The organism is Wolbachia endosymbiont of Phyllotreta cruciferae, assembly GCF_918697765.1.
Classification (GTDB): domain Bacteria; phylum Pseudomonadota; class Alphaproteobacteria; order Rickettsiales; family Anaplasmataceae; genus Wolbachia; species Wolbachia pipientis.
On record NZ_OU953855.1, the window covers coordinates 943,586 to 968,300 of the forward strand.

General features: G+C 34.2%; 29 protein-coding genes and 1 pseudogene. 17 read left to right on the forward strand and 13 right to left on the reverse strand.

From position 1 onward, the window contains the following. Positions 1 to 83: 83 nt before the first annotated feature. A complete protein-coding gene (locus tag NL281_RS08465) occupies positions 84 to 209 on the forward strand; it encodes a hypothetical protein (RefSeq protein WP_256469358.1) in 126 nt (41 codons plus the stop codon). Then, positions 194 to 1,150, forward strand: coding sequence for an IS5 family transposase (locus NL281_RS04415; protein WP_253302992.1), 957 nt, complete (start codon positions 194 to 196; stop codon positions 1,148 to 1,150). The genes NL281_RS08465 and NL281_RS04415 overlap by 16 nt, the downstream gene beginning before the upstream one ends. Positions 1,151 to 1,312: 162 nt before the next feature. Here NL281_RS04415 and NL281_RS04420 read toward each other — a convergent pair whose 3' ends face one another. Then, positions 1,313 to 2,482 (reverse strand): IS4 family transposase, encoded by a 1,170-nt coding sequence (locus tag NL281_RS04420; RefSeq protein ID WP_253302993.1) that lies wholly within the window; start codon positions 2,480 to 2,482, stop codon positions 1,313 to 1,315. A 227-nt stretch (positions 2,483 to 2,709) separates the two neighbouring features. On the opposite strand from NL281_RS04420, the gene NL281_RS04425 reads away from it, so the two are divergent. The 6 genes from NL281_RS04425 (at position 2,710) to NL281_RS04450 (ending at position 8,524) form a co-directional block, all read left to right on the forward strand. Beyond that, positions 2,710 to 3,897, forward strand: a complete 1,188-nt coding sequence (locus NL281_RS04425; RefSeq protein WP_141456806.1) for an MFS transporter — start codon at positions 2,710 to 2,712, stop codon at positions 3,895 to 3,897. 60 nt (positions 3,898 to 3,957) lie between these two features. Further along, on the forward strand, positions 3,958 to 4,263 hold the full coding sequence (locus NL281_RS04430; RefSeq protein WP_006279881.1) for an integration host factor subunit alpha: 306 nt from the start codon (positions 3,958 to 3,960) through the stop codon (positions 4,261 to 4,263). Then, the gene (locus tag NL281_RS04435) at positions 4,263 to 4,589 is read left to right on the forward strand and encodes a MerR family transcriptional regulator (RefSeq protein ID WP_006279880.1); all 327 of its coding nucleotides are present in this window, start codon (positions 4,263 to 4,265) and stop codon (positions 4,587 to 4,589) included. The genes NL281_RS04430 and NL281_RS04435 overlap by 1 nt, the downstream gene beginning before the upstream one ends. A gap of 45 nt (positions 4,590 to 4,634) precedes the next feature. Further along, positions 4,635 to 5,231: a murein hydrolase activator EnvC family protein gene (locus tag NL281_RS04440; RefSeq protein ID WP_253302994.1), complete on the forward strand. Its 597-nt coding sequence runs from the start codon at positions 4,635 to 4,637 to the stop codon at positions 5,229 to 5,231. A 12-nt stretch (positions 5,232 to 5,243) separates the two neighbouring features. Then, positions 5,244 to 7,760: a leucine--tRNA ligase gene (gene leuS, locus NL281_RS04445; RefSeq protein ID WP_253302995.1), complete on the forward strand. Its 2,517-nt coding sequence runs from the start codon at positions 5,244 to 5,246 to the stop codon at positions 7,758 to 7,760. Between the two features lie 128 nt (positions 7,761 to 7,888). Then, on the forward strand, positions 7,889 to 8,524 hold the full coding sequence (locus tag NL281_RS04450) for a hypothetical protein (protein ID WP_077188484.1): 636 nt from the start codon (positions 7,889 to 7,891) through the stop codon (positions 8,522 to 8,524). Positions 8,525 to 8,992: 468 nt separating this feature from the next. Here the strand turns inward: NL281_RS04450 and NL281_RS09220 are convergent. From NL281_RS09220 to NL281_RS04465, 3 genes and pseudogenes are all read right to left on the reverse strand, one after another. After that, positions 8,993 to 9,540, reverse strand: a pseudogene (locus NL281_RS09220) (DDE-type integrase/transposase/recombinase); the annotation flags it as partial. 147 nt (positions 9,541 to 9,687) lie between these two features. Beyond that, positions 9,688 to 10,017, reverse strand: a complete 330-nt coding sequence (locus tag NL281_RS08785) for an IS3 family transposase (RefSeq protein WP_370274061.1) — start codon at positions 10,015 to 10,017, stop codon at positions 9,688 to 9,690. Beyond that, the gene (locus NL281_RS04465; RefSeq protein ID WP_253302997.1) at positions 10,002 to 10,295 is read right to left on the reverse strand and encodes a transposase; all 294 of its coding nucleotides are present in this window, start codon (positions 10,293 to 10,295) and stop codon (positions 10,002 to 10,004) included. Before NL281_RS04465 ends, NL281_RS08785 begins: the two co-directional genes overlap by 16 nt. 136 nt (positions 10,296 to 10,431) lie before the next feature. On the opposite strand from NL281_RS04465, the gene NL281_RS04470 reads away from it, so the two are divergent. Continuing rightward, positions 10,432 to 11,139 (forward strand): pyridoxine 5'-phosphate synthase, encoded by a 708-nt coding sequence (locus NL281_RS04470; protein ID WP_253302998.1) that lies wholly within the window; start codon positions 10,432 to 10,434, stop codon positions 11,137 to 11,139. Here NL281_RS04470 and NL281_RS04475 read toward each other — a convergent pair. The 3 genes from NL281_RS04475 to rplM form a co-directional block, all read right to left on the reverse strand. Then, a complete protein-coding gene (locus NL281_RS04475) occupies positions 11,132 to 11,443 on the reverse strand; it encodes an HU family DNA-binding protein (protein WP_010082594.1) in 312 nt (103 codons plus the stop codon). The genes NL281_RS04470 and NL281_RS04475 overlap by 8 nt on opposite strands. A gap of 146 nt (positions 11,444 to 11,589) precedes the next feature. Next, entirely contained in the window at positions 11,590 to 12,045 is a 456-nt protein-coding gene (gene rpsI / locus NL281_RS04480; RefSeq protein WP_006279875.1) for a 30S ribosomal protein S9, read from the reverse strand. A 10-nt stretch (positions 12,046 to 12,055) separates the two neighbouring features. Next, on the reverse strand, positions 12,056 to 12,514 hold the full coding sequence (gene rplM, locus NL281_RS04485; RefSeq protein WP_253303726.1) for a 50S ribosomal protein L13: 459 nt from the start codon (positions 12,512 to 12,514) through the stop codon (positions 12,056 to 12,058). A gap of 129 nt (positions 12,515 to 12,643) precedes the next feature. Between rplM and NL281_RS04490 the strand changes: the two genes are divergently transcribed. The 3 genes from NL281_RS04490 to NL281_RS04500 all read left to right on the forward strand — a co-directional run bounded on the left by NL281_RS04490 (position 12,644) and on the right by NL281_RS04500 (position 15,117). After that, on the forward strand, positions 12,644 to 13,867 hold the full coding sequence (locus NL281_RS04490) for a TolC family protein (RefSeq protein ID WP_253302999.1): 1,224 nt from the start codon (positions 12,644 to 12,646) through the stop codon (positions 13,865 to 13,867). 19 nt (positions 13,868 to 13,886) lie between these two features. Continuing rightward, a complete protein-coding gene (locus NL281_RS04495; RefSeq protein ID WP_010082598.1) occupies positions 13,887 to 14,462 on the forward strand; it encodes a PopZ family protein in 576 nt (191 codons plus the stop codon). 76 nt (positions 14,463 to 14,538) lie between these two features. Further along, positions 14,539 to 15,117: an RlmE family RNA methyltransferase gene (locus NL281_RS04500; RefSeq protein ID WP_010962344.1), complete on the forward strand. Its 579-nt coding sequence runs from the start codon at positions 14,539 to 14,541 to the stop codon at positions 15,115 to 15,117. 697 nt (positions 15,118 to 15,814) lie between these two features. Here NL281_RS04500 and NL281_RS04505 read toward each other — a convergent pair. From NL281_RS04505 to NL281_RS04515, 3 genes are all read right to left on the reverse strand, one after another. Continuing rightward, a complete protein-coding gene (locus NL281_RS04505; protein ID WP_253303000.1) occupies positions 15,815 to 17,284 on the reverse strand; it encodes a PD-(D/E)XK nuclease domain-containing protein in 1,470 nt (489 codons plus the stop codon). Between the two features lie 404 nt (positions 17,285 to 17,688). Next, positions 17,689 to 18,039: a hypothetical protein gene (locus NL281_RS04510; protein WP_253303001.1), complete on the reverse strand. Its 351-nt coding sequence runs from the start codon at positions 18,037 to 18,039 to the stop codon at positions 17,689 to 17,691. A gap of 178 nt (positions 18,040 to 18,217) precedes the next feature. Beyond that, complete coding sequence (locus NL281_RS04515) at positions 18,218 to 18,517, reverse strand: hypothetical protein (protein ID WP_253303002.1); 300 nt, start codon at positions 18,515 to 18,517, stop codon at positions 18,218 to 18,220. A gap of 167 nt (positions 18,518 to 18,684) precedes the next feature. Here NL281_RS04515 and NL281_RS04520 point away from each other — a divergent pair, with 167 nt between their 5' ends. The 4 genes from NL281_RS04520 to NL281_RS04535 are packed head-to-tail and all read left to right on the forward strand — an operon-like array spanning position 18,685 to position 20,972. Continuing rightward, positions 18,685 to 19,323 carry an HAD family hydrolase gene (locus tag NL281_RS04520; protein ID WP_253303003.1) on the forward strand — a complete coding sequence of 213 codons (639 nt, stop codon included), beginning with the start codon at positions 18,685 to 18,687 and terminating at the stop codon, positions 19,321 to 19,323. After that, positions 19,323 to 19,817, forward strand: a complete 495-nt coding sequence (locus NL281_RS04525; protein WP_077188432.1) for an RDD family protein — start codon at positions 19,323 to 19,325, stop codon at positions 19,815 to 19,817. Before NL281_RS04520 ends, NL281_RS04525 begins: the two co-directional genes overlap by 1 nt. 59 nt (positions 19,818 to 19,876) lie before the next feature. Further along, positions 19,877 to 20,353, forward strand: coding sequence for a bacterioferritin (bfr, locus tag NL281_RS04530; protein WP_077188433.1), 477 nt, complete (start codon positions 19,877 to 19,879; stop codon positions 20,351 to 20,353). Position 20,354: 1 nt separating this feature from the next. Further along, a complete protein-coding gene (locus NL281_RS04535) occupies positions 20,355 to 20,972 on the forward strand; it encodes an SURF1 family protein (protein WP_182321165.1) in 618 nt (205 codons plus the stop codon). Between the two features lie 30 nt (positions 20,973 to 21,002). Here the strand turns inward: NL281_RS04535 and NL281_RS04540 are convergent, their stop codons facing one another. Further along, positions 21,003 to 22,721: a monovalent cation:proton antiporter-2 (CPA2) family protein gene (locus NL281_RS04540; protein ID WP_182319809.1), complete on the reverse strand. Its 1,719-nt coding sequence runs from the start codon at positions 22,719 to 22,721 to the stop codon at positions 21,003 to 21,005. 5 nt (positions 22,722 to 22,726) lie between these two features. Continuing rightward, positions 22,727 to 23,299, reverse strand: a complete 573-nt coding sequence (locus NL281_RS04545) for a thioredoxin family protein (protein WP_253303004.1) — start codon at positions 23,297 to 23,299, stop codon at positions 22,727 to 22,729. Between the two features lie 108 nt (positions 23,300 to 23,407). Between NL281_RS04545 and tmk the strand changes: the two genes are divergently transcribed. After that, positions 23,408 to 23,998: a dTMP kinase gene (tmk, locus tag NL281_RS04550; protein ID WP_010081998.1), complete on the forward strand. Its 591-nt coding sequence runs from the start codon at positions 23,408 to 23,410 to the stop codon at positions 23,996 to 23,998. Here the strand turns inward: tmk and NL281_RS04555 are convergent. Then, entirely contained in the window at positions 23,991 to 24,659 is a 669-nt protein-coding gene (locus NL281_RS04555; RefSeq protein ID WP_010081999.1) for a hypothetical protein, read from the reverse strand. The two genes, tmk and NL281_RS04555, sit on opposite strands and share 8 nt — an antisense overlap. Between the last annotated feature and the right edge of the window lie 56 nt (positions 24,660 to 24,715).

Genomic DNA, 24,715 nt, shown 5'->3' on the forward strand with positions numbered 1-24,715 from the left:
AAATTTGTAAAACCAATGTGCAATTATGTACACTAGCTCATAACTGTATGAACATTGCAATTTGCAGGCAATTCGCGTGGCAGATGAAAGTAGCTGACACTGGAATGGCTTTGTTGCATCGCTCAAGTGAAAAGAACTGGCAGTTACTGACAAAATTCATTATAAATAGCCATTTAACTGTTGAAGAAAAAATATGCCACAAAAAATGAGAGTCAGTAACTGCCATGAATATAACAAATTTCTCCAAGAAAGAGGAAGCATTTTTTGTTATATCAATGACGCCATAGAAAATTGGTACGAGAATTGTCCAAAAATGCAGGGCGGCAACTATATTTATAGTGATAAAGTTGTGATTTTGGTGCATATAATCGTCAGTTTCTTTAGAATTGGTTTAAGACAAACAGTCGGGTTTATAAAAGGGTATTTGCAACAAATAGGAAGAGATTTGGCAGTTATCAGCTATTCACAAGCATCAAGAAGGTTTAAGAAACTTAATATTAAGATAAATGATTGCAGAATTGATAAAAATAATATGGAAGATATCGAAATTGCTATAGACAGTACAGGAATTAGTATATACAACAACACTCCTGGTCACAGCAAGGAAAATAGCACTGACAGAAAATATCGTGGCTATGAGCAAACGAGAAAATTGCACGTAATGTTGAATATAAACAACAAAAAAGCCATAGCTGTAAAATACAGTAACGGTGTCTACTCTGATCACTATGGAGCTTGTGATTTGCTAAAAGAAGTTGATTTTCAGCATGCCATAAAAGCACTATATGCAGATAGAGCATGTGATAGGCACAAGTTTTATAAGTTGTGTAACAAATACGGTATAAAGACAAAAATTCCACCAATAAACAATGCGGCAGAACATCCAGAAATAGATTATATGTCTGACAGGAATGCTGCTATTAGGTTAATAAAATTATACGGTGAAGATGGCATGAAAGAATGGAAAAAAGAAGTAAATTATGGGAAAAGATCTTATATTGAAGGGTTTTTCTCAAGATTAAAGCAAATATTCGGATTTAGTTTTAGGAATAAATCTGAGATAAATCGAGAAAAAGAACTGCTAATCAAATGCTATTTGCTTAATAAATTCACTGATATTGGTATGGCTAAATTTGAGATAGTTACATGAATTTACCATAAATCACCATCTCATAAAGTGTGATGCAACAAAGCCCACTGGAATCCAGCTTTTGATCGAAAATGTTGCATAGTGCACAATCAATTTTTCTAGATCCCAGTGTCAAGCACTGGGATGACATCATAGGGGCGCTGGGCATAAGTGTTGAAAGTATCAAAAATAACGTGATATGAGATGATCAACGGCATGTAAATTACCTCCCGACAGTAAAACAATCGAACGTATAAAAGAGTCATTTAGATCCAATGTGAATTGCAGTAATGCTATTTTGAACCCATGTAGATTATTTTTGATTTTATAAACAAGAAATAACAAAGCCGTAATAATAATCATGTAAATATACACCTTCATGCCATTCATAGTATGGCTTAAAAAGTGCTTATATCCAAGATTTTGCTTTATAAATTTAAAGAACACTTCTATATCCCATCTGCGCCTATATAGCTCTGTTACTTCATAAGCTGGCATTTCAAACAAGTTTGTCAAAAACCATATTTCATCTCCAATTTTATTTCTGATTTTTATTAGCCGTAGATCATGCTTTTCTGCCACTTTACCTCGTGCACGATAAAGATTAACTATTATATCTTCTAAAATCTCTGATCCATCCGATTTTTGTTCTCTTATAACTTTGTTCCTGCTTATAACATCATGTTTTCTTCCTACTTTAACTCTTGTGATAAATTTGTACTCCTTTTCATCAAATTCGGCAAAAGTTCCAACTTTTCTGATTCCTCTATCAAATAATAAAATATCCTCTTTTTCAACTTTAGCTTCATTAATTGCTCTCACTAATGCTATATCTTCACTACTTTCTTCTTGTCCTTTACAAAATCTTATACTTGTCGGCAATTGATCCTTTAATCCTACACTCACTTTAACTTGACTGTCGTTACTTTTACCGCCTATTTTTAGCCCATCTTTTATGAGATATCCCGATAAATTTATGATCGTCGAATCAAACTTATGTAAGTTATTTAATGTTTTTTGGGGTAATAGCTTTTTAATCTTGCTCATCAAATCAATATATACTCCCTTAAAATATTCTGGATTTATAACTTTTAACCTTTTTGACAAACCACTGTATGTTACTGTACTTTTATCGCTATTCTTATCCATTATACACCTGTTTATTACCATTTCTAGCGCTCTTAGGCTTGTTTTTTGCCCCATTAATATTAACTTCATTAGACCTTTAAATATAATCTTGCCCAACAATTTAGTATTACATTTATCTACTTCACTTAATTTTCCTAGCCTTTCTAAATCCTCATCTTTTATTAAATTTAGTACTCTTTCTATTTGATCCATTATTGCCTCCATTTTCTTGCAATAATAGTTCTTTATGTCTTTTTTGTGTTACTTTCAACACTTATGGATGACACCCTGACAATCGTCATCCCGCTGCTTGTTAGCGGCTAAGAGATACCGCGGCGGCATGACGTAGGGAACCCGTTTTTTGGGTTAGCTATAACAGTAGTCAGGAAACAATAGCCTAAAAAGAGACTTAGTGTTAAATTTCTAATAGATTACTTATAAAAATAAATCTTATGGAAAGCAGAGCTAAAGCTTGGTTCATTTGGCTAATCAGTAACTTGGTTGTTATATTCAGCAACATGCAGATAATTTATACCTTTATAAGTGTAAATCTTGAAAAGGAACTTGGACTTACAATCGCGCAAGTTGCACTGGCTAATTCAGCATATACTTGGACTTTCGCCATCTTACAATTTTTTAGTGGAGCAACGTTTAATGTTTTTTCCAGTAAAAAAATTTATTTTTTCTCGTTATCAACTATGATCTTGGGGTTTTTTGTCCTTATTAATAGTGACAATTTCTCCCATTTGATTTTGTCTCAAGTGTTGATTGCAACTGGAGCATCATTTGGTTTTATTGGTGCTGCTCACACAAGTAGCATATGTTTTTCCGCTGCCCAATTTGGACTAATGTTTTCACTAGTGCAGACAATTTCAAGCCTTTCTGCTTTGGTAATTCAAATACTGTTCTCTAACTTGCTTGCCGAAGATGCATATTGGAAAAATCTGATTGTATGCATAATACTATTTGGTGTGTTGATATTTGTACTTACGCTTTTTTGTCCAAACACACTTCCAGAAAGCAGCTCAGAAAAGCGCACAATAAAAAGCTCTATGAAGACAGTAATGTGCTCTATATTAACAGTGCTAAAATTAAGAGATATCTGGATAACTTCAGTGGTGGGTGCTATTACTTTTGGAACATTTTTAGCACTTAATACCTTGTGGGCTCCAAGGTTACTGGGCAACTCAGAACTCAATGCAATGGAGTCAGGTATAGCAACTGCAATACTATGGCTTGGTCTTGCAGTTGGTGCTCCAATTGCAGATCGAATCTCAAACTTATTTAAAAATAGGAAACATGTAATTTCTGCTTTTGCTTTATTGCAAGGCGTCTCAATTATTATTTTACTATACAGCCATTTAACAGTCCACGTTGTGTACTTTTGTATGTTAATGTTCGGGTTTTTTGCGGGAGGACATATGCTTAATTTTACTGTCGGCAGCGAGATTGTGAAACGAAAATACATCAGCACATCATCATCCATTATCAATGGATTTATGTTTATTGGCAGTGGAGTTATAGTGTCAATGTTAGCACTTTTTACAGATCATAAAATGGCACTTTTTGCAATATTTGCGATATTGATAGTTGCCGGTATTTTAAATTATGCAACAAAAGAGACATACTCTAAAAAATAAAGTAGCTGAATCTCGAGTCGATTGCTATATTATATTTACGTATTGTAATATTTATCAATAATGGATCACGTTACAACAAAAGACACAACAGTAACTAAGGCAACGATAGCTGGAGATATAAACCAAGAAATAGGATTATCAAAGGAAGACTCTGTTTCGATAATAGATGATATATTGGACGAAATAAAGACAAGCTTGGTAAAGGATGGAATAGTAAAAATATCGTCATTTGGAACATTCTTGGTTAAGAAAAAGAAGGAAAGACCAGGAAATATACCAAATACATCGGAGAAAGTGATGATTCAGGCAAGAAATTCAGTTTCTTTTAGGCCTTCAAAAATTATAAAAAAATCAATCAATAATTAATGAACAAGGAAAAATTATTTTATACGATTGGGGAAGTAGCTGAAGAGCTACATTTGGAACAGCATGTTTTGAGATTTTGGGAAGGTCAATTTCATCAAATTAAGCCTACAAAGCGTAAAGGAAGAAGGCTATATGATCGCAAGTGTATAGAGGCCATAAAGAAAGTAAAATACATGCTATATGATAAAGGATATACAATAAAAGGAGTGCAAAAAGAATTTGGTAATGATATAAAAGTCACAAAGAATTTGTTGCAAGAACTCACCGATTTGAGGGACTATTTAACTAGTAAAATAAATAACGAGGAAAGTAACAAGCAGGCGTGAAACACTACGTCTCGCTAAAATTTTGGAGTTTTGTGAGAGTTTAAAATGTGGCATATAGCCTCATTTCTTATGTTATTAGCAATATTAATAGGCTGTGGCCTGCAAAAACCTGCACCTGTGCTGCTTAAAGGCGAAGAATTTTACGGAAAAAGAGATCTGGAATATACAAGAGAGTACCATTTAATTAGGGAGCCTTCAGTGCAAAAAGAAAGTAGAAAAGCCATCATAAATAGGATATACAAAGATAACAATAATGCACAAAACGTGGAGGTAAATTGTAAATTTGTAATGCCAGTTAAAGGTTCAGCTACCTCTTCTGATGAAATGTGTAAGGATGGCATAAAAATTGCTGCTCAAAATGGAACGAACGTAGTTGCTTCTGCACCAGGCAAAGTGATATATGTAGGCAAAGGGCTGAGATGGTATGGGAATTTAATTATAGTGGAACACAAAGATAATTACATGACTGTGTACTCCTATTTAAAAAACATACATGTTGAAATTGGTGATAAAGTAAAGCAAGGTCAAGTAATTGGATCTGCAGGTAAATCAAGCACACAAGATAAAGATCCACAGATATGTTTCACAATACGACATAATGGCCAAGCGGTTGATCCTTTGATGCATATGAACTGTAATTGAATTTGGATTTATATGAAATATGATTTTAAAAGTGTTGAAAAATTTTATCAAGATAAATGGGATTTTTCTGTAAGCAAGAGTGGTAAACAAGAAAAGTGTTACGTGTTGGAAATGTTTCCATATCCATCTGGTAAAATTCATATGGGACACTTACGTAACTATGCAATAGGGGATGTGATAGCGCGTTACAAGAGAGCTAATGGATTTGAGGTTTTGCATCCAATTGGCTGGGATGCGTTTGGATTACCAGCTGAGAATGCAGCAAGGGATAACAATATTAGCCCCGAAACATGGACAAAAGAGAATATAGATAATATGCGTACACAGTTGAAATCTATAGGTCTTTCTTATAATTGGGAGCGTGAACTCTCCACATGTGAGCCTGATTATTACAAACACGAACAAAAATTTTTCCTGGATTTTTTAAAGCATGGGCTTGCCTATCGAAAAGAATCATGGGTTAACTGGGATCCAGTGGACCAAACAGTGCTTGCAAATGAACAGGTGGTTGATGGAAAAGGATGGCGATCAGGTGCAGTTGTTGAAAAACGTAAGTTGTCCCAATGGTTTTTAAAGATTACTGATTTCGCTGAAGATTTACTCAAGTGCCTGCAAAGTTTGAAAAATTGGCCAGAAAAAGTCAAAACAATGCAGGAGCGTTGGATAGGAAAATCTGAAGGAGCAACTATAGAGTTTGAAGTAGTTGGCCTGAATAAGAAATTAAAAGTTTTTACAACTTATCCTCATACTTTGTTTGGGGCTTCTTTTTGTGCAGTGGCAGCAGAGCATCCTATTGTGCAGGATTTAAAGAATGGTTCTTCTGTTGTCATCCCAGTGCTTGACACTGGGATCCAAGAAATAAAATCGAAAAGAGAGAACAATGAAAAAATAGGAGTTTACACCGGATTAAACGTCAAACATCCATTTCTTGATAAGGAATTGCCGCTTTACATAGCGAATTTTGTGTTGATGGAATATGGGGAAGGCGCGATTTTTGGTTGCCCTGCACATGATCAGCGTGACTTTGAATTTGCACAGAAATATAATTTGCCGATAATTCCCGTTATTTCTTCAGCCCACTTAGGTGTCATTCCAGCGCGTGACCAGAATTCTTACAATGGATCCCAGTGTCAAGCTACTCAGATGACAAAGGAGGCGTATACTGGAGACGGGACAATGTTTAACTCCGAATTCTTAAACGGATTAATGGTTAGTGAAGCAAAGGAAGCCATAGTTAAAAAATTTGAAGAAAAAAAAATAGGCAAAAAAACAATAAACTATCGTTTGCACGATTGGGGAATTTCGAGACAACGTTATTGGGGATGCCCTATACCTATTATATATTGCAAAGACTGTGGTACTGTTCCAGTGCCAGAAAAAGACCTGCCTGTAATACTGTCCGCGGATGTGGAATTCACAAGTGGTGGCAATCCACTTGATAAACATCCTACTTGGAAATTTGTTGATTGCCCAAAATGTGGAAAGCAAGCAGAGCGTGAAACTGATACGTTTGACACCTTTTTTGAATCCTCTTGGTATTTTGCTGCATTCTGTAGCGAAGATAAATCAATAGACAAAGATGCGTGTAATCGTTTTATGCCTGTTGATTATTATATAGGTGGAATAGAGCATGCAATTCTGCATTTGCTTTACTCACGATTTTTCTGCCGTGCTTTAACCAAATGTGGCTATTTTGATATTAAAGAGCCTTTCTCTACTTTAATCACTCAAGGAATGGTCTGCCATGCAACTTATAAAGACGAAAATGGTAAGTGGCTATTTCCCGCAGAAGCAAAAGAGTTGATTGCACAAGGAGCTAAGGTTCAAGTTGGAAAAGTCGAGAAAATGAGCAAATCGAAAAAGAACACAGTTGATCCAAATTTTATCATAGAAAAGTATGGTGCTGATACTGCCCGCTTGTTTGTGTTGTCCGACACTCCTCCGGAGAAAGATATGGAATGGTCCGATGATGGCGTGGAAGGTTGTTCTCGTTATGTAAATAAATTGTGGCGTATGGTCATGCAGCTAAGACCTGTAAATATACACTATGATAATGAAAATGTTACGGGTGGACTTCTAGAGTACAGAAAAAAAATTCATAAACTCTTACACGGACTTACAGATGACTTGGAAAACTGCAGATTAAACTGTGTAGTGGCAAAATTTCGTGAGATGACGAATTTAATAGCTGAAATAGACGTAAAAACTGGAAAATCTCTTATTGATGAAGGTATATGTATATTAATCAGAGTAATCGAACCATTCATACCACATCTAGCTGAAAGCCTATGGCAAGAAATAGGAGGTCAACCTTGGCCAAAAGCTGATGAATCATTATTAGTTGACGATACGGTAACTATAGCAGTGCAAATCAATGGAAAATTACGTACAACAATCAAGGTGGCAATTAACTTACCTCAAGAAGAATTGAAGAAAATAGCGATAGACTCTGTGTCCAGTAAGATCGATCAAAGCAAAGTTCGCACTGTATATGCTGTACCAAATAAGATAGTAAATATAGTTATATAAAAGACCTGAGTAGTACGTTTTATATAATCTGATTTTATGGCTATACTTTTTTTGACATGTAGTTATATCTTTTTTAATATAAAGGATATATACTTATGCATTATATATTTTTTTGTATGAGGAGTTATATGAAAATAAAGAGATTGTGCGTTTTGGCTGTGTTGCTTACTTCATCTCTAGCAGGTGCAGCTAGTAATAGTGCAAGTAAGTCAGAAGATAAGTACTATGCAGGTTTAAACTTTGGTGCTGGTTGGGGTGGTGGCTTTAAAATGAAACCTGGTGTTGTTCTTGGTTACCATTATGACCAAAACTCTAAATTTGAACTTGAGGTTCTCAGTAATATTAAGTCATTAAAGAGCATAGGAGCTAGCTTATTGGCAAACTACCGCTTCTATCCTGACCTTGATATTGATCCCGTTAAACTATATGTCAGCGGAGGTTTAGGAGGATATCTCCAAATAACACCTTTTGGCTTTGGTGTTAGTGATACAGTTGATGGTGATGACAATAGTTCACAAGAAGAAAAAGAAAAGGAAGAAGAAACACAAGGTGCTCCAGAATCAGGTGGTGAAGCTGCTGGTTCATCTGTAGTAGATAAAATACTGAGTTCTATTTCCTATAAACTAAAGTTAGGTGTTGATTATGAAATTACTCCGCAGATAATTGGTGCAGTTGGTATGACCATGGGTGGGCAACTAAGTGGTATAAAAGCAAAACAAATACCAGATGCAACTCTAGAGATAGGGGTACGTTATAATTTTTAATGCTGCTACTTAGTTCATAAAGGTAGAGACGATGTTGAGGATGAAATAAACAGCATTAAAAAAAATCCGAAAACGTATTTTCGAATATGGTTTTGAACGCTAGCTATAGATTAGAAAAATAACAAGAAAAAAGGTAAACATACTGTAATTGCTGTTGAATGATGGAGTCCATTATTTTAGCACGAAGTAACGAATTCAGTAGAATAAGTTCTTCAAAAATAATTTAAACTTTTATTAGTAGGAGCAGTCTCATGGAATATTATAGCGATCTCACTAAAAGAAACTTTTATAAGTATCGTTGATGAGAAAGGAAAAATTGTTAAGGAAGAAGTTGTTGCAAGAGAAAGTAAGGCAATAGCTGAATTTTTTCTTGGTCAAGGCAAAAAATATGAATCCATGGGAATAGAAAGTGGACAGTTGTCAACTGACCTTACCCAGAAAAAGTGGAGAGAAAGTGTGGAATGTTTTTTACAAAAAGAATGATGCATCAAATTGTTCTGGAATGCAATAGTTAATAGTGACGTTGTTTGTTATAAAAAATTTCTAAGTATTCAAATATTGCAGTTCTAGTTTGTTGAGCAGAGTGTTGTGAAGTATCAATAAGTATTTCTCTTTTCAATGAGCTAAAGAAGCTTTCTGCAACAGAATTGTCGTAACAACAGCCTTTATTACTCATCTATATTCTTTACAGCTAAGAGATATTGATACCCTTGCGCAGTATATTGTGAACCTTGGTCACTGTGCAGCAGTAGATTTTTAACAGGTTTACGCCTATTAATGGCCATTAATAAAGAGTTCATAACCAATTGTTTATTTATTGCACTACTCATTAACTACCATACGTGAGAATTATTGCTGCCGAATATAGCCATCCCTCCTTGGTTTTGATGTAAGTAATCCCATACTTTATTTGGTTGATCAACAATAAAGTTTTGATCTAGTATATTGAGAGCTACAGCTCTATTATCTGTTTGTTGTTTTTTAATTTTAAACTTTCTTCTCAGTATAGCCCTTACTATTACCCACAAATAAAAACATAGTATTGTATTTACTCAAATAATTTAATTTTATTAACCTGAAAGCTTATTAGATTAAAATTATTAAACTAAGAGTTATAATTTTAGCAACTAAAAGCTGTAAATTGCACCATATAAACAGTTATTTCAAGCAAAAGTTATGCCATTAAGAGCTATGCAACAAACATTTATATTTGTGGGTAATAGTAAGAGTATAGCCCTGATGTCATTTTTCTGCATAATACTTTGCACCGTTTTCAAATTGCAACTTTTACCCAAAGCCTTCAATTCAGCATGAATTTTAGGAGCTCCATATCTACATTTAGAAACTTGATATATTTTTTGAATAGCTGCGAGTAGCTCTTTATTTGCTGATTCTCTACTGCTTATTTTTCTTGTGGTCCACTTATAGTAGCCACTAGCAGAAAATCCTACATAATTCCTGTACTTTATAGCAGTTACTATATAAAAAAATATTTTACTCTTTTTGACTGGCCAGGGCTTTTTTTTAAATGTCTCTTTCCCTTGTTACTCTTGCTTTGTAAATCAAACCTCTCTTTGTCATAAGGTGCTACATCTGGAAATGCATCTGCTGCCGACTTTTTTTCGTTGTGTTTCTTTATCCATTTTCCTAATAAACCACCCTTTATTCCTAAATCTCTTGCTATTTTTGTAATTGTTTGACCTGCCTTTCTTTGTTCATTTGCCAGTTTAACAGCTTCCAATTTGAATTCTGCCGTATATTCTCTTACCATTTCTAATCCTCCAAAATTTTATTTTACCCAAAAAAACTCTTTTCTTTCTCTCCACTTTTTCTGGATAAGGTCAAACAATGACTATGCAAAAAACCTAATAACATGTATAATCTATAAATAATTTCTGAGGTAGATTGTGAAACTAGGTGTTAATATCGATCACGTTGCAACCCTCCGCAACGCACGCGGAACTTCTTATCCAGATCCATTGAAAGCAGCAGAAATAGCCATTGACGCTGGAGCAGACTTTATTACTGTACACTTACGAGAAGATAGAAGGCATATTAGAGATGAAGACGTATTTAACCTAAAAAAAAGCATTAGCACTGAGCTAAATCTTGAAATTGCAGCCACGGAAGAAATGCTTGAAATAGCAAAAAAGGTAAAACCCTATTCGATTAGTATAGTACCAGAAAAAAGAGAAGAATTAACAACCGAAGGTGGCCTGGATATCGTGAATATGCACAGTAAACTTTCTAGTATAATAGAGGAAATGCATAGCTCTAGCATAAAAGTCTCACTGTTTATCGATCCAAATATTGATCAACTAAAATATCTTGAAAAGCTAGGGACAAAACCTGACATAATAGAAATTCACACAGGGGATTACTGTGATAATCCATCAGAAAAAAAGTTACAGTTAATTACTAATGCTGCAGAGTACGTCAATGAATTAGGAATAGAATGCCACGCAGGACATGGCATAACTTATAAACACGCTAAGAAGATGACAAGAATACCTCACATCTCAGCTCTTAACATAGGCCACTATTTAATTAGCGAAGCTGTATTTTACGGCTTACACAGCGTAGTAAAAACAATGAAAATGACAATGTCTAACTAACTGCTGCTTTTTCCTTCTCATTTAAAATACTTAAAAGAGTTTGGCTTGCTTTAAATTTTACCCTTGTCTTTTTAGGAACAGTCATGATCTGACCACTTTGGGGGTTACGACATTGTTTTTCCTGACTGATAGCAGTAGAAAATGTTCCTATTCCATGCAAACGTATTTCACCTTTCCCATGCAGCTCATTCTTTATTATTTTAATAAACGCATCATGAATCTTGCTCAAATCAGATTTTGTTATATCTATATTCTGACTAGAACAATCTTCCTTTAATTGTTTTATTATATCTTCTTTACTCATAAATTACCTTAATATTGAAAAAATCACATAAATAGCATATTATGTTGACACCGATAGTCAACTAAATTCATCACAAAAATAGAGGATATCATACATTTTTGCAAATATTTGTATAATACTTACAAAAAAACACCCCTATAAAATAACTATCTCTTAGAAAATTGACACTTTTTCCGAGCTTTATGTTGACCATATTTCTTACGTTCAACAACACGTGAATCTCTAGTTAAGAACTCACCATTACGTAGTATAGAATGCAAATCTTGGCTTACACTACTTAAAGCTCTGCTTATTCCATGAGCTAGAGCACCTGCTTGACCAGATAGCCCTCCACCTTTTACAGTTGCAAATACATCGTATTTATCCAATGTGGAAGTTGCAACAAATGGCATTTTTACTATTTGGCACACTGACTCTCTTTTAAAATAAGAAATTAGATCGCCTTTTTTGTTAACACTAAATTTTCCACTCCCCGGCTTTATCCATACTCTTGCTACAGATTCTTTTCTTCGGCCTGTAGCATATAAACGACCAAGCGAATCAACTGCTGATTTAATTGTCTTTTCTGACCAATCATTGTTATTTATTGTAGAACTCTTCATTTTTACTCCATTACTTTTTATTTTTACGATTCAAAGAGGCAAAATCTATCTTTTCAGGTTGCTGTCCTTGATGCTTATGCTCTGAACCAGAATAAACATACAAATTTTCAAAGCGTCTACGTGCCATAGGCCCATCATCAAGCATCCTTTTCACTGCCATTTCTATTACACGCTCAGGAAATTTGCCATTTAAAATATTATCTGGAGTAGTTTTCTTCAAACCACTAGAATAACCTGTATGCTTATAGTAAATTTTATCTTTAAGCTTCTTTCCGGTGAAATGCACCTTTTCTGCGTTGATAATAATTACATTATCGCCACAATCCATATGAGGTGTATACTCAGGTTTATGCTTTCCACGTAATAGTGTCGCTACAAATGCTGCAAGCCTCCCTACCACTAATCCTTCTGCATCTATGACAAACCACTTTTTATTGATTTGTTTCTCCTTTAAGAAAAAAGTCTTCATTATTTGATCCAACAATAGTAAGCTACTATATACTTAATTTCTCAATAGTGTCAACAATATTAGTTATTGATTATTAAAGTAATTTATGTTAGTAATTGAGCTGCGCAACCAATATGCATAGGAATTAGAATGTTTCGATTGATTATCACACTTGCGATCATTTTTAATACTATAAGTTGCTATGCAACCGATGTGGGAGAAGTGATAAGCAAAGCCATCAAAAATAGCTCAAAAATAAAGTCTCAATTTTACCAATATAAAAGCGCAGAAAAACACTATAAATCTTCTGGGTTAGCTGGATTTTTACCTGACATTAATTTGCAATACAATTTCGATAGTAACTTTAATCTTGATACATCTGAAAAAAAACTTACATTGCGCCAGAAATTAATCGATGGCGGTGGTACCTTTGCCACATTCAGTCGATCAAGCCATCTTCTCAAAGCAGAAAAGATGCGATTTCAGCAATTAAAACAAGAGCTTGCACTTAATGCTGTGAAAGCATATGTTAATGTTTTACAAAAGACAGAAATATTAAAGCTCAGAGAACATAAAGAACGCGTTTCTTTGGAACATTTGTCAGCTATGAAAAAACGCTTTTCCCTTGGAGAGGTAACCAATGCTGAAGTTTTGTTAGCAAAAGCAAAATTTTCGTCTTCTATATCCGAAAGAGTTGATGCTGAAGGTAAATTAAAGTTGGTAAATATTGCTTATTATCATTTGATTGGCGAAGATGCTGATGACCTTTCTGAAGCTAATGATAAACTACCTTCTGTTCCAGAGCTAAATGAATGTTTACAGTTAGCAAAAACCAATAATTTATCTCTAAAAGCAGCAGTTTATCAAAAAAGAGCAGCCGGAATGGAAGTGATTGCTGAAAGCTCCAAGTGGCTTCCTTCTTTAAATCTAAGTGCAAGCAAAAATTTGGGGGAGGATGGTATGAAGGTAGACAAACTATTAGAAAATGTTCATGTAGTTTTTACTCTTGATGTTCCGATCTTTAAGAGAGGAGTTAATGCTTTTGGTGTCAGTAAAGCTAAAATGGATGCAAAAAAATCTACCTACGATTATTATGAAACGGTAAAAAATATAGAACAAGCAGTTGTAAATGCTTGGAATAATGTGTTGACAGCAAAGGCCATTATCAAAGCAAGTCAAGAAGCGGAAAAAGCAGCAGCTCTAGCATTGGAAGGAGTTGAGCAAGAAGTAAACTTAAATTTAAAGAGTACATCTGACCTTTTGGACACTGAAGATGCATTATTTAAAGCACGTTCAGACTTAGTTGAAGCAAAAAGCAATTATGTGATTAGTGTTTACAACTTGCTTTTTATGATAAATAGTATAGACCTCTAAATTTAATGGTATTAGCACTATGCATGATGAACAAGGCAATCAATCTGTAAAAGATATCCTAGAAGATATAAAAAAAGCTATATCGGGTAAAAACGCGAGTAACGATAAAGCAGAAATAAAGGATGAAAATGATGATGTGCTATACCTTGAGGAAGAGTATCCAGAAGAAATAGAAGAAGATGGCAAAAAAGAAAATAATGAAAAAGAGGACATTGATAATGATGACCAAAGTGAGGAAATGGCTTGCAACAATAACCAATTTAATGGCCATAGCTACAATTCAGAAGAAAAAAAAGATATTTATTTGTACGATAATATCCAAATGAGTAATAACAAAGCGAGTAATAGCGGCTTACAAGCGCAAAATAACGATCATCTAATTTTAAAAGAGAATATGGAAGAGATCAAAGCGTTGCTTGGAAAAATGCAAAACGAATTACAGCATAAACAACAAAAAAAAGCGAACCTTACTGTTGAAGAATTAGTTACATCTCTTTTAAAACCTCAGCTCTCAGAATGGCTGAATAAATATCTACATGCACTGGTAAAAGAAGTAGTTGAAAAAGAGCTTAAAGATATAATCAATAATAAGTAGGGTATTAGCAATAAAAACTAGAGTAAAGACGGCTAGAGGCAGAAAACTATCTTCAACAAGGTGGCTACATCGTCATTTGAATGATCAGTATGTGCAAAAAACTAGCAAGGATGGTTATAGGTCACGCTCAGCATATAAGCTGGTAGAAATGGATAACAAATTTAAATTATTCCAAGAAGGGCAAAAAATTATTGATCTTGGTGCTTCTCCTGGTGGATGGTCACAAGTTGCATCTCAGAAAGGTGCAAATGTGGTTGCTCTTGACATAAAACCAATGAACGCAATTAATGGAGTAGAGTTTATACAATGTGATATTATCAATGAGTTTGAAATTTTAAGAGAAAAATTCAAGGATCAAAAATTTGATGTAATTTTATCTGACATGGCGCCCGAATCTTGTGGTTTAAAATCGTTGGATCATATCAGAATTATGCTTTTATGTGAGGCAGCGCTCAATTTTGCAAAGCATTTCTTGAGCCATGGTGGCACGTTTGTAGTAAAAATTTTCCAAGGAGAATCTGATAAAGATTTTTGTAACGAGCTAAAAAAAATGTTTAAAACAGTAAAATACTTTAAACCAAAGTCAAGTAGATCTGAATCTACAGAAATGTATTTGGTAAGTTTAGGCTTTATTGGCAGCAAACCTTCTATATAATATTAATCCAGGTAGCCCACAGAAACGAAAAAACTTCCTTGACAAACTCCGCCAGCCCCCTTATCATGATATGTATAACAATGTTACAAAAAATAATATCATAGAATTCAGTAGGATAATTCCTAGAAAACCCCTACATACTAAAAAAAGCAAAATGCTGTTAAAATGAGCTTAAGAATAAATAGCAAACATCTAACATAACAATTCTATTTGTAAATCAGGTGAGGCTTATCCTATAGAAAGCTTTCGAACTACGCAAGCGTATCTTTTGCCTTTAGTATTTCTTTATTGTTTAAGATAACTGTCTGAGCTCCTCTGCCTTAGCATTATATCTCCACTTTCTGCAAGTTATTCCATTAAGTAGTAAAAATATTAGACTTGCCGCAAAACTAAGAAAAAAAGACCAAAGATAGAGCAGATTGAACTTACAGTAAAAATAGAACAAAAAAACTCCAACAATAAATTATACAAACTTCATCAGGTTAACTTTAACTTAAGAAAACATAAATCAAATTTTCTTGCTCAAAGACCTTGCTTTTTCTCCAACCTTACTCAAACGCACTCTAGCTTAATGCATAATTTTACCCATAAATAACCTTATCTTTGGTACTTTTATTAGTTACAAGTCATCTAGAAAACCCAGATGCTCTACGAAGCCCACCAATCAATATCAGATCCTGCTCTTGTCCTACAGCATTTATATAGCGTATAACAAAACCATCGCATCTCCCCCAGTAATACGCTTGCATCCTCCACAAAATTCGTATTCACTTAACTGTCGATTTGCCTCCACCCTTTTTCGTTCAACTTGTTCTGCGGTGTTAGCATACTTCAACTCTATTCCAATTGGATGAGTATCATCATTTTCCGCAGATTTTGATAATACTAGGTCTATTTTCCTTCCTCTCTGTAGCTGGAACTCAATAATTACCTTGGCAGGATTATCGCAACTTTGAAATATCCCACGCAACAAAGCCTGAAATTTAGCTTCATTGTTCACGAGTAGACGGTTTCCATTTAATAACGGAGACAACAGACGAGAAATCTCATTAAATAAAACTTCATACCTAGCCCTGTACTCACCATTAACATTACCATCATTACCAAAATTAGGCTCAGCACTCATCAACTGATCTGCAAGTTGATGTAAATTCCTAACATTACCCATTTGTTCTGAAAACCTTCCCTCGAAATAACCTTCACTATGAGAACGTGAGTAAGCACGTAGTGATTCGAATTTCTTTGCAGAAGCCACTTCCAGATGACCCTGGACATCTACTTCACAAAGTACTTGACGCACCTTAGCATCATCTGTGGCTTGAGGCAGTAACGACAGGTTCAATGCCTTGTCTGGTAAAGTCTGCCACTTTAAACGACGAAAAATGTGAAGCACAACAAAACCAATATTTGATAAAAATAGAGCTAAAGTTAACGCATGGCTTACAATATCTGCTGCATCTCCCCTACCACCTGTACGTTTCATTTTCTCTCCCTGAGAGTGGTTAAATAGATACTTGGTAACCCTTACCTCCCGCCCATCATTTGTTTCTAAGTCCCTCCTTGTAGATAAAACATTTCCAAAAACAAACGATGACGTACAGGAAAAAGTGTTACAATGAGGCGATTGAGTGAACTCTGATGCTATGGGTTGTAAAAAACGTTTTACATTTCCCCTAACTCCATTTCCATGAGGATGTAGTAAACCCGGTATTAAGGAAAGACCACCTTCTGAAAAGGCCTGCACAGAAGTTCGGAGACCAGCACCTCCACGTAATTGAAAATTTAACGCTACACAAACAGCACTTGGTGATGAGGTATGAATAGGCAAAGACGAAACAGAACAACTTTTAGCATAATCTTTAGCTTGCTCTAATCCTTCCTCATCACCAACCTTCAACTCAATTATAATTGGAACCGAATCATTTGTCTGATCAACACCACGAACAAGCAAAACAACATCTGCATAACCTTTTCCTATAAGTAGCTCTGGGTAGAGATCAGCCACAGCTCGGTATCTAAAATTTACTAAAAACCCACACAGAAAACCGTGGTAATCAGACTCTGCACGAAACACTAAGCTATCTTCATGTTCATCATGGATATCAATAACATATTCCAAAATTCTTTTAACATTAGTACGCACTTCTCCTGTATCATCATTTGCCAACTCACTCATCAGGTCTAACAATTCACCTTGTTCTCTGATTGGGTTAATTTCATGAAAAATTGGAGCTCCAGGTTCATCACGTTGAGGAAATCTATCTATTTCATGAATAAACCTACATTCTTCTCCAAACCGAAATATTTTATACTCTTCCCAATCCAGATCCTCATCTTCCTGTAATTCTTGTGGAAGATTCTCTTCTACCTGCTGCTTCTCTTCTGCACTAAACCTTGACCCTTACTATTACCCACAAATAAAAACATAGTATTGTATTTACTCAAATAATTTAATTTTATTAACCTGAAAGCTTATTAGATTAAAATTATTAAACTAAGAGTTATAATTTTAGCAACTAAAAGCTGTAAATTGCACCATATAAACAGTTATTTCAAGCAAAAGTTATGCCATTAAGAGCTATGCAACAAACATTTATATTTGTGGGTAATAGTAAGACCTTGACCAGGGCTGTTCTCATTATCAGCAACAGTATAACACCTGACTATTCTTCTATTTTCTTTATTAGTGAGAACAGCAACTTTTAGATTTCCATAATTGTCAAAACGAAAATAGACTCTTTCATCTTCAACTAATATACCTGCATCATGTGCAGTAGAAAACATACCAAAAAAGAATGTAGGAAAAAAGCCAGGCTTATTAGCCGAATGCAAAAAAGATGGACAGTTGTTTAAAAAACCTACAAATTGTCTACTAAACTCATCACAACCTCCACTTAATAAAGCCCTTACTATTACCCACAAATATAAATGTTTGTTGCATAGCTCTTAATGGCATAACTTTTGCTTGAAATAACTGTTTATATGGTGCAATTTACAGCTTTTAGTTGCTAAAATTATAACTCTTAGTTTAATAATTTTAATCTAATAAGCTTTCAGGTTAATAAAATTAAATTATTTGAGTAAATACAATACTATGTTTTTATTTGTGGGTAATAGTAAGCCCTTTATATTGTTGGTCAAGCTCAGCAATTCTTTCAAAATCTTGACGTACTTTTTCATCTGCACGTCCTTTTTGACTTTCAAATTTCTGACTCAATTCTGCAACGTTTTTCATTTTGTTCTCAAGCTCCTTACTTTTCACAGCTTTTAGAGCCTCTGTTCCTTTTGCGATATAATTAACCTTCTCTTCTAATGAGGTACCTTCTGGAAAAGCACCTGGAGAACGTTCAAAAACATCTTTAAACTTTTTTTCAACACTTTCTTTAGATGTCTGGGCCATACCTGTTACCTATTAAAACATATCATATAACCAGTATATTAGCTAATTATATAAAAAACAGTTAACATAACTTGTGGTAAAAAGTGTTTATCAAGGGCGTCCTATTTATATCTTTTTCATTAAAATGCTATTTACTTATTAAGTTAAAATGTATAATTATGTAAGAAATGAAAGATAGCCCATTAGCAGTAGTATTCGATTGGGATAATACCTTAGTTGACACTCAAGATAACATTTTTAATGCTATTAAGCATACCATAAACTCAATGGGGTATAGTAATAAAGCTGCTGATAGAAATTCCCATGAGTCGAGAAAGAGCTATATGGTCAATTTGTTTGGCGATCAGTGGAAAAAAGCAAATCACATATATCAACAATACTTAGATAATGCGCTATTACAAAACATTGCTCTGAATCAAGGAGTAGAGGAAATGTTGCAGACACTGAAAAGCCACAATGTTTATCTAGCAATAGTAAGTAATAAGAAAAATACTAATTTACGTGAAGAAGTTACCTATTTTAAACTAGATTCTTACTTTGAAAGAGTGGTTGGGTCATCCGATACTGCAGAAGATAAACCATCTGCAACCCCACTGCTATTTGCATTAGAAGAGAGTACGTTGCCTATAAATAGAGAAAATGTGTTTTTCGTTGGTGATAGCATCACAGATGTTCTGTGTGCACAAAATGCCAATTGTTTACCTATTATATACGGTCAATCAATAAGCGGTTATGAAGATTTGTTATGTTTTCAACATTTTGATAAACTTACAGATTTTGTAATAAAGTATTTAGAAGATAGGTAATGACCGCTGTTACAGAGATTGCCAGTATAACAAGACGCTTTTGCGCGTATTTAATAGATGTAGCAATTTTATTAATTCCAACTTTATTAATTATACTGCTATTAGAGGATTCTCCGTTGATTTTACATCTATCATACATGTGTGTAAATTGTAGTTACTTCACATATTTTATATCTTCAAAGGCCCAAGCAACTCCCGGTCAACAGTTAATGAATATGTATACTATCAATTTAGATAATTCTAAAATAGACTTGAATTTAGCGTTTGACAGAAGCTCTTCCCAGTTTTTTCTTCCTTTGTTAAACAGTGTAGTAGTTGTCCTTACTGAATTTTTGCGAGATCAGGAAGTATTAGTGAATGTCTTGAGTGCATTGAAAGTAATTATAGTGCTACTCACTCTCTGCTGGTATCTAGTTGCTTGCTTCTCTAAGAAAAAACAGACATACCACGACATGCTATTTAATACGGTTGTTATCAAAGGAACTATTAAATGAGTTGCTATAACTATCGTTATCATATAAATTATGCTGATGAATTGAACTAAGGGAAGATTATGAATGAAGAGATAGTAAAACATTTGAACAAATTATTGACCAATGAGCTGACTTCTGTACGCCAGTATCTTTTGCATTTTGCGATTCTCAAAAACAATGGAATTAATAGACTTGCAGAAAAGGTAAAAAATGAGCTTAACGAAGAACTTGAACATGCAAACAAGTTGGCAGAAAGAATTTTGTTATTTAAAGGAGTCCCAAATTTTCAGGATACAAACGAAATATCAAAGTATGATGGAAAGTTTACAAAAGACACAATACGGAAAATCTTAGAAGCTAATTTGAAATTAGAGGGAAAAGGTATTAAGGATATCAAAGAAACGATTTCTATCGCTGAGAAAGAAAAGGATTTTGTTAGTGTAATGTTATTAGAAGAGATGTTAAAAAATGAAGAAGAGCACTTTCATTGGATTGAGAAACAGATCGATCTTATTGAACTAATGGGTGTTGAAAACTATTTAAGAACACAAATATAGAGTGTTAAAAAAGATAGTATTTATTTTAATTATACCTTGCTCACTTCTTTTTTTATTAGGGTTATGGCAAATATTCAGATTGAACTGGAAGAATAATATTATTAAAAGTATGAGTCTTCCAGTGGTTCATCTATTGCCCAATAACGACCTTGAAAAATTTAACTATAGGCATGTCAAGATTGATGGGATTCTAAGTGACATAGAACTATATGTTTTTGCAGGGCAACACGGCTATCACGTGCTGTCTCCTATGTTGCTCACCACTGGACGTTACATGTTGGTGAATAAAGGAATAGTCAGAGAAAAAAAGGAGAAAAAAGTAAAAATTGAAAAAGTAGTTGCAGATGGAATTTTATATTGCGATAGCAATAAAAGTAAAAATTGGTTTATCAAGAACGATACTGCTTCGAATACATGGTTTACCCTGAGTACAGAAGAAATTTCCAATGAGTTAGGTATTAAGCTAGAGAAGTGTGTATTGTGGCCGAACAATTTTGGCAGCAAAGTAGCTATACAGCCAATGAAGCATTTGGAATATGCAATCACTTGGTTTGCACTTTCCTTAACTTGGTTGATTATGTGCGTAATTTACTATAGGCAAAACCTCAATAAAGCTTGAAGCTTTCTGTACATAAAATTAGAAAAGTAGTTATTCATCTTTATCACTACCAAGGTCTTTTAACATACTGTAATTGCCTTTTCTGAATCTACTTTTTAAAGACGTAACTCCACTTTCGCTAATACCACTAAGGCTCAGTGCAGCTCCACCTAGCTGCAATCCTATCTCAGATGTTTCAGGAATAATTTTACTAGCTCCTAGATCTCTATAAACCTCCACATTACTCAGATCTGGTAAGCGTATTACAATATTTACATGCGGAAAATTTGCTGCAACTAAAGAAACAACTTTTTTTATAGTAACTTCATTCTTTATTGAAATAACGAGAGCTTGAGCTCTTTCTATTCCTACCGATTTTAAAATTTCACATCTTGTAACATCTCCAAGATATATAGGAAAACTATCACTTTTTCCTTCTTTGACTATTTTCGATTGAATATCTACAACAACGTAACTTAAATGCTCTGCCGTAAGCATTTTTGTTACCATATATCCCACTCTACCAAATCCAGCAACTATCACATGGTTATAAAGATCTTGTGTATCTGTTTCAACAGCTTCATCATCTAATATTGTTTTCTCAGTGCTAAATGAGTTTGCTATCCAATCTCCAAGCCCCGATAAAAGAGGAGTGAAAGCCATGGTTACTGTAGTTACCATCATAAGTACTTGAGCGATTTCACTTGGTAGCACATTTAGCTCATCTGCTAAGCGAAATAAAATAAACGCAAATTCACCGCCTTGTGAAAGCAGTAACCCAGCTTGTATAGCAGGTGCACTCTTAAATCCAAAAAATCTACACAATATATATATGATAGATGTTTTTAAAACGATAAGGATAATCGATAATAAAGTAATTAGTGGTAACTTATTGAGTAAAAGTTCGGTATTGATGGACATACCAACAGTCATGAAAAATAAGCCAAGAAACAAATCTTTAAATGGTAATACCGCGTGTTCCACTGAGTGTCTGTATTCTGTTTCTGCAACTAACAATCCAGCGACAAATGCACCTAATGCCAACGATAAATGGAATTGCTCAGTAATAAATGCTGCTCCTAATACTATTAAAAGCGTTGTTGATATAAAGACCTCATTACTTTCCATTTTAGCAATAACCGAAAATAAAGGTCTAAGCAATAATCTACCAGTTATAAATATCAGCACTAATGCAATAGCTGCTTGCACCAATGAACCTGCCAATGAGCTTATCAGGCTGTGCTCAGAATTGCCAGCAAGTAAAGGTACCAATACTATTAATGGTACTACTGCAAAATCTTGCATTAATAGTACTGCTATTGACAACCTACCAACCTGACTTGCTTGAGAACCTTTTTCTTGCAGAACCTGCAACACTATTGCTGTTGAGGATAGCGCAAGCCCACCACCAATAACTGTTGCTATATTCGTATTCACTCCGAAAGCAAGAGCGATGCACCATATTGCTACCATGGTAACTATAACTTGAAGAGAACCGAACCCAAATACATGAATACGCATAGCGATCAGGCGTTCAAATGTCAATTCAAGGCCTATAATGAATAATAGGAAAACTACACCAAATTCTGCAAGATTATCCATTGCTTCAGCTGAGTGTATCAGATTAAACCCATGAGAACCAATAACTGCACCTGCAACGAAGTAACCGAGCACTGGACTAATATTCATTTTCCAAAACGCTATGACTATAAACACAGCAGCAGAAAGCAAAATTATAATATCAAACAAATGCTGAGAGCCACTGTGCATGATATTTAACCTGTAGAATTAGACCATTTAATTGAGCAGCCAATACTTGATTTTTGGTCAATTGGAGAATTACCAGTTTCTGCAATAAATTTCATAGCTTGAAATAAGTCACTACTTCCTACTTCATAGCTTTGAACCTTTTCTTTTTTTGTGTCGTTAAAACGTCCACGATAGCAAAGGTTTAAATTGGAATTAAAGCCGAAAAAGTCAGGAGTACAAACAGCCCCGTATTCTTTAGCTATTTTCTGTGTACTATCAATTAAATATGGAAATGTAAACTTATTTTCCTTGGCAAAATTAATCATATTTTCAAAGGAATCTTCTGGATATTCATTTACATCATTTGGCATTATTGCAACGGTGTTTACCTGATAATCTTTTTTCAATTGATCAACATCGCTTACCAGATTGCTAATAATTGACTGAACGTAAGGACAGTGATTGCATATAAACATTATAATAAGACTATTTTTTCCACAACAGTCACTTAATGCATAATATTTATTGTCTACTCCCAAAAGATTAAAATCTTTTGCAGTAAAACTAAAATCGACTTTAGGAGTATTCAGAGCAACCATAGACTATTATTATACCATATGTAGTTTACGGTCTTATTATTTAAATGTCAAACGGTTTCTATGTATACTGTTTGCATATTCTTTTTTAGTATTATAATTATAAAACTTATGTTCATAACTTTCGAAGGAATAGACGGCTCTGGTAAAACAACACAATCTAAGCTACTTGCAAATCATTTTAAGCAAATTCGCGGCGAAAATAATGTGGTATTGACTCGAGAACCAGGTGGCACTAACTTTGCAGAGAAGGTAAGAGGAGTATTGTTAACGAATAATATTGATTCTATTTCTGAACTCTTGCTACTTATCTCGATGAGGCGCGAACATATGAAAAAATTAATATTACCAGCTCTTGCAGAAGGAAAAATAGTGATTTGTGATCGGTTTATTGATTCAACTATTGCATATCAAGGATATGGGTTTGGAGTTGACTTAGGGCTAATAAGGGACTTACATAAGCTAGTGGAAATTAAATATCCAGATATTACATTCATTCTAGATATTGATGTTAAAGTTGGGTTAAATAGAGCAAAAGACAAGAATAAATATGAAGAAATGGATGTTAATTTTTACAATAAGGTCAGAAAAGGATTTCAGGAAATAGCCATAAAAGAGCCCGTTAGGTGCAGTGTTATCACTGGAATTGAAACAAAAAATGATAATCACGTACACAATGAAATTATTGATAAAATCACCTAGCTTGTGATAGAAAATTATCAATTTCAGGTAACATTATTTCATATGAATAACTTTTTGTTTGAGTAGCTAAAAAATCCTGTATTTTGTCTGGATCTTCTTCACTTATCATCTTATATGCCCTTGCGAGGTTCATTAATTCACTTCTATTTTTTTTATTGCTTACTTCAGTAATAGTAAAAAATTGATCAAAATGGTCTAAGAGGTCTTTATTTTTTATTGAAGACACAATATCGTCAATTTCTTTCACATATAATGCAAGTTTGTGTGCTTTACTACGATCTTCAAAACAAAGATTAACAAGCACGTTACGAAACCTATCTTTCGTAGTACTTCTCACTTCTGCTAATAAGGACTTAATATTTTCTTGGCAATGCACTCTCTTTACCGATTCAGCCGGTTCAACCATACCAAGAACATTCTTTACCAAAGATTTTTCTTCACAACTAAATATGAACATGTAATAACCCATCGATAAAGTGAAGAGCAAGAACATAGCCGGAAGTAAAAACGGAGCTAATACATTTTGTGACGCAGGGAAAATAAACCAGGTAACAGTTGCTATTGACACAGTTACAAATAATCCTGATAAACATAATTGTGCTTTTCTTCTATAATTCTGATCAATAACTGTACTTACACCAATAGAAGCTATATCAATCATTACTCACACCTCATTAAACATTAATACTAACTGAATGATAGCATTATTGTGATGAA

Excerpts from the sequence above, each read along its gene's own strand:
- NL281_RS04440 (WP_253302994.1), top strand. The coding sequence starts at position 4,635 with ATGTGGCATATAGCCTCATTTCTTATGTTATTAGCAATATTAATAGGC.
- NL281_RS04430 (WP_006279881.1), top strand. The coding sequence starts at position 3,958 with ATGGATCACGTTACAACAAAAGACACAACAGTAACTAAGGCAACGATA.
- NL281_RS04520 (WP_253303003.1), top strand. The coding sequence starts at position 18,685 with ATGAAAGATAGCCCATTAGCAGTAGTATTCGATTGGGATAATACCTTA.
- NL281_RS04495 (WP_010082598.1), top strand. The coding sequence starts at position 13,887 with ATGCATGATGAACAAGGCAATCAATCTGTAAAAGATATCCTAGAAGAT.
- NL281_RS04490 (WP_253302999.1), top strand. The coding sequence starts at position 12,644 with ATGTTTCGATTGATTATCACACTTGCGATCATTTTTAATACTATAAGT.
- NL281_RS04420 (WP_253302993.1), bottom strand. The coding sequence starts at position 2,482 with ATGGAGGCAATAATGGATCAAATAGAAAGAGTACTAAATTTAATAAAA.
- NL281_RS04545 (WP_253303004.1), bottom strand. The coding sequence starts at position 23,299 with ATGGTTGCTCTGAATACTCCTAAAGTCGATTTTAGTTTTACTGCAAAA.
- NL281_RS04465 (WP_253302997.1), bottom strand. The coding sequence starts at position 10,295 with ATGGTAAGAGAATATACGGCAGAATTCAAATTGGAAGCTGTTAAACTG.
- NL281_RS04515 (WP_253303002.1), bottom strand. The coding sequence starts at position 18,517 with ATGGCCCAGACATCTAAAGAAAGTGTTGAAAAAAAGTTTAAAGATGTT.
- NL281_RS04415 (WP_253302992.1), top strand. The coding sequence starts at position 194 with ATGCCACAAAAAATGAGAGTCAGTAACTGCCATGAATATAACAAATTT.
- tmk (WP_010081998.1), top strand. The coding sequence starts at position 23,408 with ATGTTCATAACTTTCGAAGGAATAGACGGCTCTGGTAAAACAACACAA.
- leuS (WP_253302995.1), top strand. The coding sequence starts at position 5,244 with ATGAAATATGATTTTAAAAGTGTTGAAAAATTTTATCAAGATAAATGG.
- bfr (WP_077188433.1), top strand. The coding sequence starts at position 19,877 with ATGAATGAAGAGATAGTAAAACATTTGAACAAATTATTGACCAATGAG.
- NL281_RS04475 (WP_010082594.1), bottom strand. The coding sequence starts at position 11,443 with ATGAGTAAAGAAGATATAATAAAACAATTAAAGGAAGATTGTTCTAGT.
- NL281_RS04525 (WP_077188432.1), top strand. The coding sequence starts at position 19,323 with ATGACCGCTGTTACAGAGATTGCCAGTATAACAAGACGCTTTTGCGCG.
- rpsI (WP_006279875.1), bottom strand. The coding sequence starts at position 12,045 with ATGAAGAGTTCTACAATAAATAACAATGATTGGTCAGAAAAGACAATT.
- NL281_RS08465 (WP_256469358.1), top strand. The coding sequence starts at position 84 with ATGAAAGTAGCTGACACTGGAATGGCTTTGTTGCATCGCTCAAGTGAA.
- NL281_RS04540 (WP_182319809.1), bottom strand. The coding sequence starts at position 22,721 with ATGCACAGTGGCTCTCAGCATTTGTTTGATATTATAATTTTGCTTTCT.
- NL281_RS04435 (WP_006279880.1), top strand. The coding sequence starts at position 4,263 with ATGAACAAGGAAAAATTATTTTATACGATTGGGGAAGTAGCTGAAGAG.
- NL281_RS04555 (WP_010081999.1), bottom strand. The coding sequence starts at position 24,659 with ATGATTGATATAGCTTCTATTGGTGTAAGTACAGTTATTGATCAGAAT.
- NL281_RS04425 (WP_141456806.1), top strand. The coding sequence starts at position 2,710 with ATGGAAAGCAGAGCTAAAGCTTGGTTCATTTGGCTAATCAGTAACTTG.
- rplM (WP_253303726.1), bottom strand. The coding sequence starts at position 12,514 with ATGAAGACTTTTTTCTTAAAGGAGAAACAAATCAATAAAAAGTGGTTT.
- NL281_RS04450 (WP_077188484.1), top strand. The coding sequence starts at position 7,889 with ATGAAAATAAAGAGATTGTGCGTTTTGGCTGTGTTGCTTACTTCATCT.